The sequence below is a fragment of the Pseudomonas sp. 14A genome (genome assembly GCF_018132745.1).
Taxonomy (GTDB): domain Bacteria; phylum Pseudomonadota; class Gammaproteobacteria; order Pseudomonadales; family Pseudomonadaceae; genus Aquipseudomonas; species Aquipseudomonas mercuritolerans.
The window spans coordinates 461,664-474,881 of the sequence record NZ_JAGRQJ010000018.1; the positions used below are offsets into that span (position 1 = coordinate 461,664).

The following is a 13,218-nucleotide window of genomic DNA, read 5'->3' on the forward strand; positions in this document are numbered from 1 at the left end:
AAGAAATGCCAGTGCTTTTCACTATATAAGCGCCTATATTTGGCGACAATTCTCGGCAAAAACCCTTTTCACGGAGGCGCATCCCCTATGCGTACCAACACTCAGACCAAACGTGAGCTGGACAAGATCGACCGCAACATCTTGCGCATCCTGCAGGCGGACGGGCGGATTTCCTTCACCGAACTCGGAGAAAAGGTCGGCCTCTCGACCACGCCGTGCACCGAGCGCGTGCGACGTCTGGAGCGCGAGGGGATCATCATGGGCTACAACGCCCGGCTCAATCCGCAGCATTTGAAGGGTAGCCTGCTGGTGTTCGTCGAGATCAGCCTCGACTACAAATCCGGTGACACATTCGAAGAGTTCCGACGCGCGGTGCTGAAGCTGCCGCATGTGCTGGAGTGTCATTTGGTGTCAGGGGATTTCGACTATCTGGTGAAGGCGCGGATTTCCGAGATGGCCTCGTACCGCAAGCTGCTGGGCGACATTCTCTTGAAGCTACCGCATGTGCGTGAATCGAAGAGCTATATCGTCATGGAAGAGGTGAAAGAGAGCCTGTGCCTGCCGATTCCGGACTGAAATCGGCGGCGTCCCCTTCGCGAGCAGGCTCGCTCCCACATTTGAAATGCAATCTCCTGTGGGAGCGAGCCTGCTCGCGAAGAAGTCGACTCGGTCTGAACTGAACGCAACGGCTAAACCAACACCTGCCGATTCGCCGCCATGTACTCGAAAATCTGCTTCTCCACCCGTGGATGAATCAACTCCACCGGCCGCCGCTCGTTCGGGCATGGCAGCGTCTTGGTGGTACCAAACAAGCGGCAGATCAGCGGTCGCTCTTCATACACCGTGCAGCCATTCGGCCCCAGGTGCACACAGTTGAGTTCTTCCAGCGCGGCATCCTGCTCGGCGCGGGTCTTGCGCGGCAGCCGGGCCATTTCCTCGGGCGAAGTGGTCACCGGCCCGCAGCAGTCGTGGCAGCCCGGCACGCAGTCGAACGTGGGGATCTGCTGACGCAGGTTGCGGATTTTCTGGCTGTTGCAGCTCATCGATACGGTGACCAAAGTGGCGGGATAACGATTGTGCCGCAAAAGCCCGGATCCAGACACCGCAGGCCGACCGATGTTGCCCACGTTCGGGCGTGCGGCTTATGCTCCGTCAAATTTTCTCGACACTCAGCCGTTGGATGATGCCCATGACCGCCCGCGCCCAGACCACCGCGAGCCAACCCCACGTTGCCTCTTATTACGCCGCCAGCAGCCTGCCACAGCCTGATCACCCCGTGCTGCAAGGCGAGGTGGTGGCTGATGTCTGCGTGGTGGGCGGCGGCTTTTCCGGGTTGAACACGGCATTGGAACTGGCCGAGCGCGGTTTCAGCGTGGTGTTGCTGGAAGCGCACCGGATCGGCTGGGGCGCCAGCGGCCGCAACGGCGGGCAGTTGATACGCGGTGTCGGTCACGGCCTTGATCAGTTCGCCAATGTCATCGGTGCCGAGGGCGTGCGCGAGATGAAACTCATGGGCCTGGAGGCGGTGGAGATTGTTCGCCGGCGCGTCGAGCGTTTCGGCATTGCCTGCGACCTGACCTGGGGCTATTGCGATCTCGCCAACAAGCCTTCCGATCTCGACGGTTTTGCCGAAGATGCCGAAGAGTTGCGCGGCCTCGGTTACCGCTACGAAACCCATCTGTTGCAGGCCAGTGAAATGCACACCGTGGTCGGTTCCAAGCGCTATGTCGGCGGCTTGATCGACATGGGCTCCGGACATCTGCATCCGCTGAATCTGGCGCTGGGCGAAGCGGCAGCGGCGCAGCAACTGGGCGTGCAGTTGTTCGAGCGTTCGGCGGTGACGCGCATCGATTACGGCCCTGAAGTGAAGGTGCACACGGCGCAGGGATCGGTGCGGGCAAAGACGCTGGTGCTGGGCTGCAATGCCTATCTCAATGACCTCAACCCGCAACTGAGCGGCAAGGTGCTACCCGCCGGCAGCTATATCATCGCCACCGAACCGCTGAGCGAAGAGCAGGCGCACAACTTGCTGCCGCAGAACATGGCGGTCTGCGACCAGCGGGTGGCGCTGGATTACTACCGGCTCTCGGCGGATCGACGTTTGCTGTTCGGCGGCGCGTGTCATTACTCGGGACGCGATCCGAAAGACATCGGCGCCTATATGCAGCCGAAGATGCTTGAAGTGTTCCCGCAACTGGCCGGGGTGAAAATCGATTATCAGTGGGGCGGGATGATCGGCATCGGTGCCAACCGCCTGCCGCAGATTGGCCGGCTCGCCGAGCAGCCGAACGTGTATTACGCCCAGGCCTACTCCGGGCATGGGGTGAATGCCACCCACCTGGCCGGCAAGCTGCTGGCCGAAGCGATCAGCGGGAAGCATGGCGGCGGCTTTGATCTGTTCGCCAAGGTGCCGCACATCACCTTCCCGGGCGGCAAGCATTTGCGCTCGCCGTTGTTGGCGTTGGGGATGTTGTGGCATCGGCTGAAAGAGTTGGTCTGAGGGTATCTCGGCGGCCCTTGATCCGCTTTCGCGAGCAGGCTCGCTCCCACAATAAACGCGTTTATTCAGGCAGAACGCGGTCACTGTGGGAGCGAGCCTGCTCGCGATGAGGCCCGCAAGAACAATACATATCTCAGATCCGCCAAAACGGCTTCAACCCCTCCTCCCTTGCCTGCTCCCGCGTCAGCCCGACATCCTTGAGCTGCTCCGGCGTCAGTCCCAGCAACGCTTTGCGCGTGTGCAGACGATGCCAGAACAGATCCCAGCGACTGAGGCCGGATGGTGCGTTACGCAGCAGATTGCGCGCGCTGTCCTTCTGCCCTGCCGCCAGTTCCTGACTGTGTAACGTCAGCCGCACATCGCTCAAGCCGTTCATTTTCGTTGCTCCTGTTTACTTGGGTAGCCAGAGATTCCATGATGCGCGGGCGGGAAAAACCATTACAGACTCAACGAACCTGTATTAACTCCATACAGATTTGCCGATTCACTGACTGAATGACTGATTTTTGCCGCATCTGTACTGGTTTCCACCAAGACGCACCGAGGCCGTCATGACTCTGTATGTAAACCTCGCCGAATTGCTCGGCACTCGCATCGAACAAGGCTTCTATCGCCCCGGCGATCGTTTGCCGTCAGTGCGCGCCTTAAGCGTCGAACATGGAGTCAGCCTGAGCACGGTGCAGCAGGCGTATCGGGTGCTTGAAGACAGCGGCCTCGCCACGCCAAAACCCAAGTCCGGCTATTTTGTGCCGGTCAGTCGCGAACTGCCGGAATTGCCCGCGGTCGGCCGTCCGGCGCAACGGCCAGTGGAGATTTCGCAGTGGGACCAGGTGCTGGAATTGATCCGCGCCGTACCGCGCAAGGACGTCGTGCAATTGGGCCGTGGCATGCCCGATGTTGGCTCACCTACCATGAAGCCGCTGCTGCGCGGACTGGCGCGTATCAGTCGCCGGCAGGACATGCCTGGTCTGTATTACGACAACATCCACGGCAACCTCGAACTGCGCGAACAGATCGCACGGCTGATGCTCGATTCCGGCTGTCAGTTGAGCGCCAGCGATCTGGTCATCACCACTGGCTGCCACGAAGCGCTGTCCACCAGCATCCACGCGATCTGCGAGCCGGGTGACATCGTCGCGGTGGACTCGCCGAGCTTCCACGGCGCCATGCAGACCCTCAAAGGCCTGGGCATGAAAGCCCTGGAAATCCCCACCGATCCGCTCACCGGCATCAGCCTCGACGCCCTGGAACTGGCGCTGGAACAGTGGCCGATCAAGGCCATTCAGCTCACGCCCAACTGCAACAACCCCCTCGGATACGTCATGCCCGAATCGCGCAAACGCGCCTTGCTGACCCTGGCCCAGCGTTTCGACGTGGCGATCATCGAAGACGATGTGTATGGCGAGCTGGCCTACACCTATCCGCGCCCGCGCACGATCAAATCCTTCGACGAAGATGGCCGCGTGTTGCTCTGCAGCTCGTTCTCCAAGACCCTCGCGCCGGGGCTGCGCATCGGCTGGGTGGCGCCGGGCCGATATCTCGAGCGAGTGCTGCACATGAAATACATCAGCACCGGATCCACCGCGCCACAACCGCAGATCGCCATCGCCGAATTCATCAAGGCCGGCCATTTCGAGCCGCACTTGCGGCGCATGCGCATGCAGTACCAGCGCAACCGTGACGCGATGATCGATTGGGTGACGCGCTACTTTCCCGCCGGCACCCGCGCCAGTCGCCCACAGGGCAGCTTCATGCTCTGGGTGGAGCTGCCGGACGGTTTCGACACGCTGAAACTGAATCGCGCGCTGCACGATCAGGGCGTACAGATTGCTGTCGGCAGCATCTTTTCCGCCTCGGGCAAGTACCGCAATTGTCTGCGGATGAACTACGCTGCCAAACCAACAGCGCAGATCGAAGAAGCGGTGCGCAAGGTCGGCGCTGCGGCAATCAAACTGCTCGCTGAGACCGACTGACCTTTTTTGCGCGCCCGGCGTCCAAATTGCCGACCCCAGCCGCCAACCGGAACGATCCTACGTGAGCTTCAGACAGCCCTTACTCGCTTCACTGATACTCGCCTCGTTCCTCAGCGGCTGCGCCAGCCTCGATGTGCCGCGCGAACCAAGCCAGGCCCTGCCGGCGTCGGACTCCAGCTTCGGCCGTTCGATTCAGGCTCAGGCCGCGCCCTACAAAGGGCAGTCGGGGTTTCGCCTGCTCTCCGACAGTGGCGAGGCGTTTACCGCCCGGGCCGAGCTGATTCGTCATGCCCAGGTCAGCCTCGATTTGCAGTACTACATCGTCCACGACGGCATCAGCACGCGGATGTTGGTGGAGGAAGTGCTCAAGGCGGCCGACCGTGGCGTGCGCGTGCGCATCCTGCTCGACGACACCACCAGCGACGGCCTCGACCAGATCATCGCGACCCTGGCGGCGCATCCGCAGATCCAGATTCGTTTGTTCAATCCGTTGCACCTGGGGCGCAGCACCGGCGTAACGCGCGCGGCCGGACGACTGTTCAATCTGTCCGTGCAGCACCGGCGCATGCACAACAAACTGTGGCTGGCGGACAACAGCGCGGCCATCGTCGGCGGGCGCAATCTGGGCGATGAATATTTCGACGCCGAACCCAACCTGAATTTCACCGACATCGACATGCTCAGCATCGGCCCGGTGGCCGAGCAACTCGGACACAGCTTCGATCAGTACTGGAACAGCGCGCTGAGCAAGCCGATCGACGAATTCCTATCCAGCCAACCGACCGCCGCCGACCTGCAAAACACGCGCACGCGCCTGGAAGAATCGCTGGAAGAAACCCGCAAGCAGAACCACGCGTTGTATCAACAGTTGATGAAATTCACTACCGACCCGCGCATGGACATCTGGCGTAAAGAGCTGATCTGGGCCTGGAACCAGGCCCTGTGGGATGCGCCGAGCAAGGTCCTGTCCAAAGGCGAACCCGATCCGCACCTGCTGCTGACCACGCAACTGGCGCCGGAGCTGACCGGTGTCAGCAAAGAGCTGATCATGATTTCCGCGTATTTCGTGCCGGGCCAGCCAGGGCTGGTCTACCTCACCGGGCGCGCCGATGCCGGGGTCTCCGTGAGCCTGCTGACCAATTCGCTGGAGGCCACTGACGTGCCGGCGGTGCATGGTGGTTACGCGCCCTATCGCAAGGCGTTGCTTGAACACGGGGTGAAACTCTATGAACTGCGCCGCCAGCCTGGGGATAACTATGGCAGCGGGCCGCGAGTGTTCTACAGCCGCTCGTATCGCGGCTCGGACTCCAGCCTGCACAGCAAGGCGATGATCTTCGACCGGCGCAAGTCGTTTATCGGCTCGTTCAACTTCGACCCGCGCTCGGTGCTGTGGAACACCGAAGTAGGGGTCCTGGTCGACAGCCCGGAACTGGCCGAGCACGTGCGCGCACTGGCACTGCAAGGCATGGCGCCGACCCTGAGCTATCAGGCGAAACTCGAGGACGGCAAGGTCGTTTGGGTCACCGAGGACAACGGTCAGATGCACACCCTGACCAAGGAACCGGGGAGCTGGTGGCGGCGCTTCAACTCGTGGTTCAGCACCAGCGTTGGCCTGGAGCGGATGTTGTGATCCTTTGTGGGAGCGAGCCTGCTCGCGAAAACGGTTTCACATCCAGCAAATGAGCTGACTGGTGCACCGCTTTCGCGAGCAGGCTCGCTCCCACAGGGATGCGCTCAGACTGCTTCGGCCGATGTGCCAAAGGCCCCTTGGCGCAACAACAAAAGCACCAGGCCAAACGCCCCCGCCGCCATCAACAGTGGCAACGCATGCCCATTGATCCACTGACTCCCCGCCCCTGCTGCCAACGGCCCGACCAGACAACCGACACCCCACAACTGCGCGATATGCGCATTGGCGCGGACCAGCGCATCGTCTCGATAACGCTCTCCAATCAGGATCAGCGACAGGGTAAACAAGCCGCCGGCACTGGCGCCGAACAGCACCCACAACGGCCAGATCAGCAGCGTGTCGAGCAACATTGGAATGGCCAGACTCGACAGCATCAACACCACCGCGCAACCAGCAAACAGCGTGCGCCGCGACAGGTAATCGGCCAACGCGCCGATCGGCAATTGCAGCAGCGCATCGCCGACCACCACCGTGCTAACCATGGCCAGCGCAATTTCGGCGGTGAACCCTTGTTGCAGGCAGTACACCGGCAGCAGCGTCAGAATCATCGCCTCGAACGCGGCGAACAACGACACCGCCCAGGCAATCGCCGGCAGCTCGCGGGCGAAGCCCCACAGATCGCCAAACGTGACGCTGTTGGCTTCACTGCTCGGCGCACCGCTGCGCCCCAGCAGCAGAAAGGGCGAAAGCGTCAGCAGACCGACCCCGACCCAGAAACCGTAATCATGCTCGGTACCGAGCGCCCCCAGCAGCAGCGGACCAGACAGTTGGCTCAACGCATAGCTGCTGCCATACAGCGCGACCAGTCGCCCACGCCACTGCTCGACCACCAGTTGATTGATCCAGCTCTCGCCGAGGATGAACACGATGGTCAGGATCACCCCGATCAGCAGGCGCAGCAGCAACCAGATCGGATAACTCGGCAACAGCGCCAGCAAGCCGATCGACAATGCTCCGGCCCACAGGCACAGGCGCATCAAGTTCGCCGTGCCGAAATACGCGGCGAGATGGCTGGAAATCTTCGCCCCCAGCAACACGCCAATCGCCGGCATGGCTGCCATCACACCGATGGCGAACGAGCCGTAACCCCAGCCCTCCAGACGCAACGACACCAACGGCATGCTGACCCCCAGGGCCAGGCCGACACTCAAGACAGACGCCAACACGGCGAAATACGTCGCCCACCGCATGTTCCACGCTCCTGTGGATATTCTTTTTGTGTTCACCCAAAACACTGTGGGAGCGAGCCCCTGTGGCGAGGGGATTATCCCCGTTGGGTCGCGCAGCGGCCCCAAAACCTGCATCCACGATGTACCAGGTACACCGCGTGCAATGGTTTAGCGACTGCTTCGCAGCCGAACGGGGATAAATCCCCTCACCACAGAGGCTCGCTCCCACAGGGGATCTCTGTAGGTTCGAGAGCCTGATTAACTCAGGCTCTCTTAATGAATTACAGCTTGATCCACGTCGCCTTCAGCTCGGTGTACTTGTCGAAGGCATGCAGCGATTTGTCGCGACCGTTGCCCGACTGTTTGAAGCCACCGAACGGCGCGGTCATGTCGCCGCCATCGTACTGATTGACCCACACACTACCGGCGCGCAAAGCCTTGGCGGTCAGGTGTGCCTTGGAGATGTCCTGGGTCCACACCGCTGCGGCCAGACCATATGGCGTGTCGTTGGCGATCTGGATGGCTTCTTCGGCGCTGTCGAAAGCGATCACCGACAACACCGGACCGAAAATCTCTTCCTGGGCAATCTTCATCGCGTTGCTCACACCATCGAAAATGGTTGGCTCGACGTAAGTGCCACCGGTCTCCTGGAGGATGCGCTTGCCGCCGGCGACCAGTTTGGCGCCATCGCTATGGCCGGATTCGATGTACGACAGCACGGTGTTCATCTGCTGGGTATCGACCAGCGCACCGACGTTGGTCGCCGGGTCCAGCGGATTGCCCGGCTTCCAGGCTTTCAGCGCCTCGATCACCATTGGCAGGAATTTGTCCTTGATCGAACGCTCGACCAGCAGGCGCGAACCGGCGGTGCACACTTCGCCCTGGTTGAAGGCGATGGCACTGGCGGCGGATTCGGCGGCGGCCTGCAGGTCCGGCGCATCGGCGAAGACGATGTTCGGGCTCTTGCCACCGGCTTCCAGCCAGACGCGCTTCATGTTCGATTCGCCGGCATAGACCATCAACTGCTTGGCAATCTTGGTCGAGCCGGTGAACACCAGCGTGTCGACATCATTGTGCAGACCCAGCGCCTTGCCCACGGTGTGGCCATAGCCCGGCAGTACGTTGAGCACGCCTTTGGGGATCCCGGCCTCAATGGCCAGCGCAGCGATGCGGATGGCGGTCAGCGGCGACTTTTCCGACGGCTTGAGGATCACCGAGTTACCGGTCGACAGCGCCGGGCCGAGTTTCCAGCAGGCCATCATCAGCGGGAAGTTCCACGGCACGATAGCGCCGACCACGCCCACCGGCTCACGGGTTACCAGCCCCAGTTGATCATGTGGAGTCGCGGCGACTTCGTCGTAGATCTTATCTATCGCTTCACCGCTCCAGCTCAAAGCCTGCGCCGCACCCGGTACGTCGATGTACAGCGAATCGCTGATCGGCTTGCCCATATCGAGTGTTTCCAGCAGCGCCAGTTCTTCGGCGTGCTGTTTCAGCAGGCTGGCGAAGCGGATCATGGTGGCTTTGCGCTTGGTCGGCGCCAGGCGCGACCAGACGCCGGAATTGAAAGTGGCGCGGGCGTTTTCCACGGCACGGTCGGCATCAGCGGCATCACAGCTGGCGATCTTGCCGAGCAGACGGCCATCGACCGGGCTGATGCATTCGAAGGTTTCGCCGGAGACGGCGTCGGTGTATTCGCCATTCAGGAAGGCGCGGCCTTCGATTTTCAGATCGCGGGCGCGTTGTTCCCAGTCGGCACGAGTCAGGGTGGTCATTCGGGTGTCCTCCTCTTATTGAATACGAGCACCGCAAGCGCTGCGGCGCTGTTCAAGAATTCTGCCCGGCCAGCCTGCACTTTCGGCCCAAGGCACCCGCCACCCTAAACCAGCGACCGGGTTTGTTTCAATATATTTGACATAAGCTGGCCATACGGCCTTGCGGTGTTCATTTTAATAAACATAGACTTTGGCCCATTCCAGCCAACGCGCCGTCATTAGCGGAGAAAACAACAATGAACATCCAGAACGTCGTCGACATCAGCCTCGCCAGCAGCGAAGCCGAGCGGTATCGCCCGGACCCGGCGAAGGTGCTCAAGGGCGATCCTGAGCAGGCGGTGTTTCATCAATACGACAGCCCTTGTGGGCAAATGGGCGTGGGTGTGTGGGAAGGCGCGGTGGGTCAGTGGACGGTGAATTACACCGAGCATGAGTACTGCGAGATTCTGCAGGGGGTTTCGGTGTTGCGTGACAGCGATGGCAATGCCAAGACCTTGCGCGTTGGCGATCGCTTCGTGATTCCGGCGGGGTTTCGCGGAACCTGGGAAGTGCTGGAGGCTTGTCGCAAGGTTTATGTGATCTTTGAACAGAAGGCTTGAGTCTTTGCGCTGATTTTACCGGCCTCTTCGCGAGCAGGCTCGCTCCCACATTCGAACGCATTCCATTGTGGGAGCGCAGGACAGGCAACACCAAATCCACGGCAAACAAAAAAGGCCCGTATCTCACGATACGGGCCTTTTTCGCAGTCAGGAAAATCAATTACTTGATTTTGCCTTCCTTGTACATCACGTGCTTGCGAACAACCGGATCATATTTCTTGATCTCGATTTTGTCCGGGGTAGTACGCTTGTTCTTGTCGGTAGTGTAGAAGTGACCAGTACCGGCGCTCGAGATCAAACGAATCAATTCACGCATGATTAGCTCCCTTAAATCTTGCCATCGCGGCGAAGTTCGGCGAGCACGACAGTGATGCCACGCTTGTCGATGATACGCATGCCTTTGGCAGATACGCGCAGACGCACAAAACGTTTCTCTTCTTCAACCCAGAAGCGGTGATGCTGCAGGTTCGGCAGGAAACGACGACGGGTTTTGTTGTTTGCGTGGGAAATGTTATTCCCAGTCACCGGACCCTTACCGGTAACTTGACATACTCTCGACATGCCTCAGCCCTCTAAAACCACATGCCCAACCCGGCATGGGTTGGCCGCTTAATCTCTCAGTCATTTGGCGCCAGGCGCCGCGTTTCTTTAGAGGTCTTACCGGCTACACCTACAGTGAAGGAACCGGGCCCCTAGAAAAGAGCGCTGCTTTATACCAGAAAGACCGGGGTGCAACAACAATCGGTGTGCAATCAATCGGCAAAAGGGCGATTTTTTCCGCCGCAGACGCCTTGGATAAAGGCTGTGGCCAGTTTTGACCACTCGTCGCGGAAATCCCGTCCAACAGGCGATTCAGACTTTTCATCTGGCTGCCCACGCTCGAAACCGTGCAAGAGTGCGCCTGAAAATGCAAAAAGGGGATAGTCATTTGCAATTCAGAGCTCTAGGGTAGGACTTTTCCAGACTGCACTTGCAGATGGGCCTTCGATCTGTAAAGGAAACCGACCATGCGCCTCGCTGCCCTACCCCTGTTGCTCGCCCCGCTCCTGCTGAGCCCCCTCGCCCAGGCCGCCGCGCTGAGCGTGTGTACCGAGGCCAGCCCCGAAGGGTTCGACGTGGTGCAGTACAACTCGCTGACCACCACCAATGCTTCGGCCGATGTGCTGATGAACCGTCTGGTGGATTTCGACACTGCCAGTGGCAAGGTCATCCCAAGCCTCGCCGACAGCTGGGAAGTCAGCACCGACGGCCTGACCTACGTGTTCAAGCTGCACCCGCAGGTGAAATTTCATACAACCGACTACTTCAAACCGAGCCGCGAGCTGAGTGCCGAAGACGTCAAGTTCAGCTTCGACCGCATGCTCGACCCGGCCAACCCGTGGCACAAAGTCGCCCAGAGCGGCTTCCCCCATGCGCAGTCGATGCAACTGCCGAGCCTGATCAAGAAGATCGACGCCCTCGACCCGCTGACCGTGCGTTTTACCCTCGACCATCCGGATTCGACCTTCCTCGCGACCCTGAGCATGGGCTTCGCCTCGATCTATTCCGCCGAATACGCTGACAAACTGATGAAGGCCGGCGCGACCGACAAACTCAACAGCCAGCCGATCGGCACCGGCCCGTTCGTGTTCAATCGCTTTCAGAAAGACGCGGCGATTCGCTACAAGGCCAATCCGGACTATTTCCGTGGCAAGCCTGCGGTCGACCCATTGATCTTCGCCATCACGCCGGACGCCAACGTGCGCCTGCAAAAGCTGCGGCGCAATGAATGCCAGATCGCCCTGTCGCCAAAACCACTGGACGTACAGGCTGCGCTGAAGGAGCCGACGCTGAAAGTCGAAAAGACTGACGCGTTCATGACCGCTTTCGTGGGCATCAACAGCCAGCATCCGCCACTGGACAAGCCGGAAGTGCGCCAGGCGATCAACCTCGCTTTCGACAAGGCCAACTACATCAAAGCCGTGTTCGAAGACACCGCCGAAGCGGCCAACGGCCCGTACCCGCCGAACACCTGGAGCTATGCCAAGAACCTGCCGGGCTATCCACACGACGTGGCCAAAGCCAAGGCGCTGCTGGCCAAGGCCGGCTTGAAGGATGGCTTCCAGACCACAATCTGGACGCGGCCGTCGGGCAGCCTGCTCAACCCGAACCCGAGCCTCGGCGCGCAGATGCTGCAATCGGATCTGGCCGAGATCGGCATTCAGGCTGAGATCCGTGTGATCGAATGGGGCGAGCTGATTCGACGCGCCAAGGCCGGCGAGCATGACCTGCTGTTCATGGGCTGGGCCGGCGACAACGGCGACCCGGACAACTTCCTCACGCCGCAATTTTCCTGCGCAGCAGTGAAGTCCGGGACCAACTTCGCACGGTACTGCAACGCCGACCTGGACAAGCTGATCAGCGCCGGCAAGACCACCAGCGAACAAGGCGTGCGCACCAAGCTGTATGAACAGGCCCAGGCGCAGATCCAGCAGCAGGCATTGTGGCTGCCACTGGCGCACCCGACGGCCTACGCTTTGACGCGCAAGGATGTTCAGGGTTATTCCGTCAGCCCGTTTGGCCGGCAGGATTATTCCAAGGTCAGCCTCAAATAACCTGTCTGACACAAACCGGTGGATGTAAACAATCTGTGGGAGCGAGCTGCTCGCGAAAGCGGTCTGTCAGCAAACAATGATGCTGACTGATACAACGCCTTCGCGAGCAGGCTCGCTCCCACAGGGTCCAGAATTGGCGCCGAGAACTACATCCAGCCACACTCCGCCATCGACAGCGGTTCGCCGTCTCCGACGATGAAATGATCGAGCACTCGCACGTCGATCAACTCCAGTGTCTTCTGTAGCCGTTTGGTCAGCAGCCTGTCCGCCTGACTCGGATCGGTGTTGCCGGACGGATGGTTGTGGCAGAGGATCACTGCCGCCGCGTTATTGGCCAGCGCGCGCTTCACCACCTCCCGGGGGTGCACGCTGGTGTTGTCGATCGAGCCGCGAAACAGCGCCTCGAAATTCAGCACCTGGTGCTTTGAATCGAGAAACAGGCAGCCGAATACCTCGTGCGGCTCATGCCGCAGCATCGCCTTGAGGTAATCGCGGACGACCTGAGGGTTCTCCAGTGCCGGTTTCTGTCGTGAGCGTTCGGCCAGATGGCGCTTGCTCATTTCCTGCGCGGCTTGCAGCTGGGCGAACTTGGCCGGGCCGAGGCCCATTTGTTTGCTGAATGCGTCCTGGTCGGCCTCAAGCAGCAAACGCAGGCCACCGAATTGCGTCAGCAGATGTCTGGCGAGGTCCACGGCGCTCTTTCCGGGCAATCCGGTGCGCAGAAAAATCGCCAACAGCTCAGCGTCCGAAAGACTCCCTGCGCCGTGTTCCAACAGCCTTTCCCGCGGCCGTTCCGCCGCCGGCCAATCGCGAATACTCATAGCACCTCCTTGTCTGTGGGCGCCGCTGTTCCGTAGCGGTCGCTGTGATATCGTAGCCCATCTTTTTGGCGGTCGATTCAACCCTGGGGAGGGGCAT

Annotated in this window: 13 protein-coding genes; 6 read left to right on the top strand and 7 right to left on the bottom strand. The window is 60.5% G+C overall.

Features of this window, described 5'->3' with window-relative positions:
* Positions 1 to 87 precede the first annotated feature (87 nt).
* Positions 88 to 576, top strand: a complete 489-nt coding sequence (locus PS14A_RS24710; RefSeq protein ID WP_010465173.1) for an Lrp/AsnC ligand binding domain-containing protein — start codon at positions 88 to 90, stop codon at positions 574 to 576.
* Between the two features lie 113 nt (positions 577 to 689).
* Here the strand turns inward: PS14A_RS24710 and PS14A_RS24715 are convergent, their stop codons facing one another.
* Positions 690 to 1,043, bottom strand: coding sequence for a YkgJ family cysteine cluster protein (locus PS14A_RS24715; RefSeq protein WP_123441968.1), 354 nt, complete (start codon positions 1,041 to 1,043; stop codon positions 690 to 692).
* Positions 1,044 to 1,189: 146 nt separating this feature from the next.
* Between PS14A_RS24715 and PS14A_RS24720 the strand changes: the two genes are divergently transcribed.
* The gene (locus tag PS14A_RS24720) at positions 1,190 to 2,500 is read left to right on the top strand and encodes an FAD-binding oxidoreductase (RefSeq protein ID WP_212617431.1); all 1,311 of its coding nucleotides are present in this window, start codon (positions 1,190 to 1,192) and stop codon (positions 2,498 to 2,500) included.
* A gap of 133 nt (positions 2,501 to 2,633) precedes the next feature.
* Here the strand turns inward: PS14A_RS24720 and PS14A_RS24725 are convergent, their stop codons facing one another.
* Positions 2,634 to 2,876, bottom strand: coding sequence for a DUF1127 domain-containing protein (locus PS14A_RS24725; protein WP_130912043.1), 243 nt, complete (start codon positions 2,874 to 2,876; stop codon positions 2,634 to 2,636).
* Positions 2,877 to 3,051: 175 nt separating this feature from the next.
* Between PS14A_RS24725 and PS14A_RS24730 the strand changes: the two genes are divergently transcribed.
* Together PS14A_RS24730 and PS14A_RS24735 are read left to right on the top strand one after the other, a co-directional pair.
* A complete protein-coding gene (locus tag PS14A_RS24730) occupies positions 3,052 to 4,473 on the top strand; it encodes a PLP-dependent aminotransferase family protein (RefSeq protein WP_137214396.1) in 1,422 nt (473 codons plus the stop codon).
* 61 nt (positions 4,474 to 4,534) lie between these two features.
* Positions 4,535 to 6,103, top strand: a complete 1,569-nt coding sequence (locus tag PS14A_RS24735; protein ID WP_212617432.1) for a phospholipase D family protein — start codon at positions 4,535 to 4,537, stop codon at positions 6,101 to 6,103.
* Between the two features lie 104 nt (positions 6,104 to 6,207).
* Here PS14A_RS24735 and PS14A_RS24740 read toward each other — a convergent pair whose 3' ends face one another.
* On the bottom strand, positions 6,208 to 7,353 hold the full coding sequence (locus PS14A_RS24740) for an MFS transporter (RefSeq protein ID WP_130912046.1): 1,146 nt from the start codon (positions 7,351 to 7,353) through the stop codon (positions 6,208 to 6,210).
* A gap of 260 nt (positions 7,354 to 7,613) precedes the next feature.
* Positions 7,614 to 9,107, bottom strand: a complete 1,494-nt coding sequence (locus PS14A_RS24745) for an aldehyde dehydrogenase (protein ID WP_016772556.1) — start codon at positions 9,105 to 9,107, stop codon at positions 7,614 to 7,616.
* A 236-nt stretch (positions 9,108 to 9,343) separates the two neighbouring features.
* Here PS14A_RS24745 and PS14A_RS24750 point away from each other — a divergent pair, with 236 nt between their 5' ends.
* Positions 9,344 to 9,706, top strand: coding sequence for a cupin domain-containing protein (locus PS14A_RS24750; RefSeq protein WP_016772555.1), 363 nt, complete (start codon positions 9,344 to 9,346; stop codon positions 9,704 to 9,706).
* A 160-nt stretch (positions 9,707 to 9,866) separates the two neighbouring features.
* On the opposite strand, the gene rpmG is transcribed toward PS14A_RS24750, so the two are convergent.
* Positions 9,867 to 10,022, bottom strand: a complete 156-nt coding sequence (gene rpmG, locus PS14A_RS24755) for a 50S ribosomal protein L33 (RefSeq protein ID WP_016772554.1) — start codon at positions 10,020 to 10,022, stop codon at positions 9,867 to 9,869.
* An 11-nt stretch (positions 10,023 to 10,033) separates the two neighbouring features.
* Positions 10,034 to 10,267: a 50S ribosomal protein L28 gene (gene rpmB, locus PS14A_RS24760; protein WP_007920377.1), complete on the bottom strand. Its 234-nt coding sequence runs from the start codon at positions 10,265 to 10,267 to the stop codon at positions 10,034 to 10,036.
* A 446-nt stretch (positions 10,268 to 10,713) separates the two neighbouring features.
* Here rpmB and PS14A_RS24765 point away from each other — a divergent pair, with 446 nt between their 5' ends.
* A complete protein-coding gene (locus PS14A_RS24765; protein ID WP_212617433.1) occupies positions 10,714 to 12,300 on the top strand; it encodes an ABC transporter substrate-binding protein in 1,587 nt (528 codons plus the stop codon).
* Between the two features lie 146 nt (positions 12,301 to 12,446).
* Here the strand turns inward: PS14A_RS24765 and radC are convergent, their stop codons facing one another.
* Positions 12,447 to 13,121, bottom strand: a complete 675-nt coding sequence (radC, locus tag PS14A_RS24770; RefSeq protein WP_042608121.1) for a DNA repair protein RadC — start codon at positions 13,119 to 13,121, stop codon at positions 12,447 to 12,449.
* Positions 13,122 to 13,218: the final 97 nt, after the last annotated feature.

What these genes read in the sequence shown, in the direction of transcription:
- PS14A_RS24710 (WP_010465173.1), top strand. Translation starts at nt 88, where the DNA reads ATGCGTACCAACACTCAGACCAAACGTGAGCTGGACAAGATCGACCGC.
- PS14A_RS24715 (WP_123441968.1), bottom strand. Translation starts at nt 1,043, where the DNA reads ATGAGCTGCAACAGCCAGAAAATCCGCAACCTGCGTCAGCAGATCCCC.
- PS14A_RS24765 (WP_212617433.1), top strand. Translation starts at nt 10,714, where the DNA reads ATGCGCCTCGCTGCCCTACCCCTGTTGCTCGCCCCGCTCCTGCTGAGC.
- rpmB (WP_007920377.1), bottom strand. Translation starts at nt 10,267, where the DNA reads ATGTCGAGAGTATGTCAAGTTACCGGTAAGGGTCCGGTGACTGGGAAT.
- radC (WP_042608121.1), bottom strand. Translation starts at nt 13,121, where the DNA reads ATGAGTATTCGCGATTGGCCGGCGGCGGAACGGCCGCGGGAAAGGCTG.
- PS14A_RS24745 (WP_016772556.1), bottom strand. Translation starts at nt 9,107, where the DNA reads ATGACCACCCTGACTCGTGCCGACTGGGAACAACGCGCCCGCGATCTG.
- PS14A_RS24740 (WP_130912046.1), bottom strand. Translation starts at nt 7,353, where the DNA reads ATGCGGTGGGCGACGTATTTCGCCGTGTTGGCGTCTGTCTTGAGTGTC.
- PS14A_RS24720 (WP_212617431.1), top strand. Translation starts at nt 1,190, where the DNA reads ATGACCGCCCGCGCCCAGACCACCGCGAGCCAACCCCACGTTGCCTCT.
- rpmG (WP_016772554.1), bottom strand. Translation starts at nt 10,022, where the DNA reads ATGCGTGAATTGATTCGTTTGATCTCGAGCGCCGGTACTGGTCACTTC.
- PS14A_RS24750 (WP_016772555.1), top strand. Translation starts at nt 9,344, where the DNA reads ATGAACATCCAGAACGTCGTCGACATCAGCCTCGCCAGCAGCGAAGCC.
- PS14A_RS24725 (WP_130912043.1), bottom strand. Translation starts at nt 2,876, where the DNA reads ATGAACGGCTTGAGCGATGTGCGGCTGACGTTACACAGTCAGGAACTG.
- PS14A_RS24730 (WP_137214396.1), top strand. Translation starts at nt 3,052, where the DNA reads ATGACTCTGTATGTAAACCTCGCCGAATTGCTCGGCACTCGCATCGAA.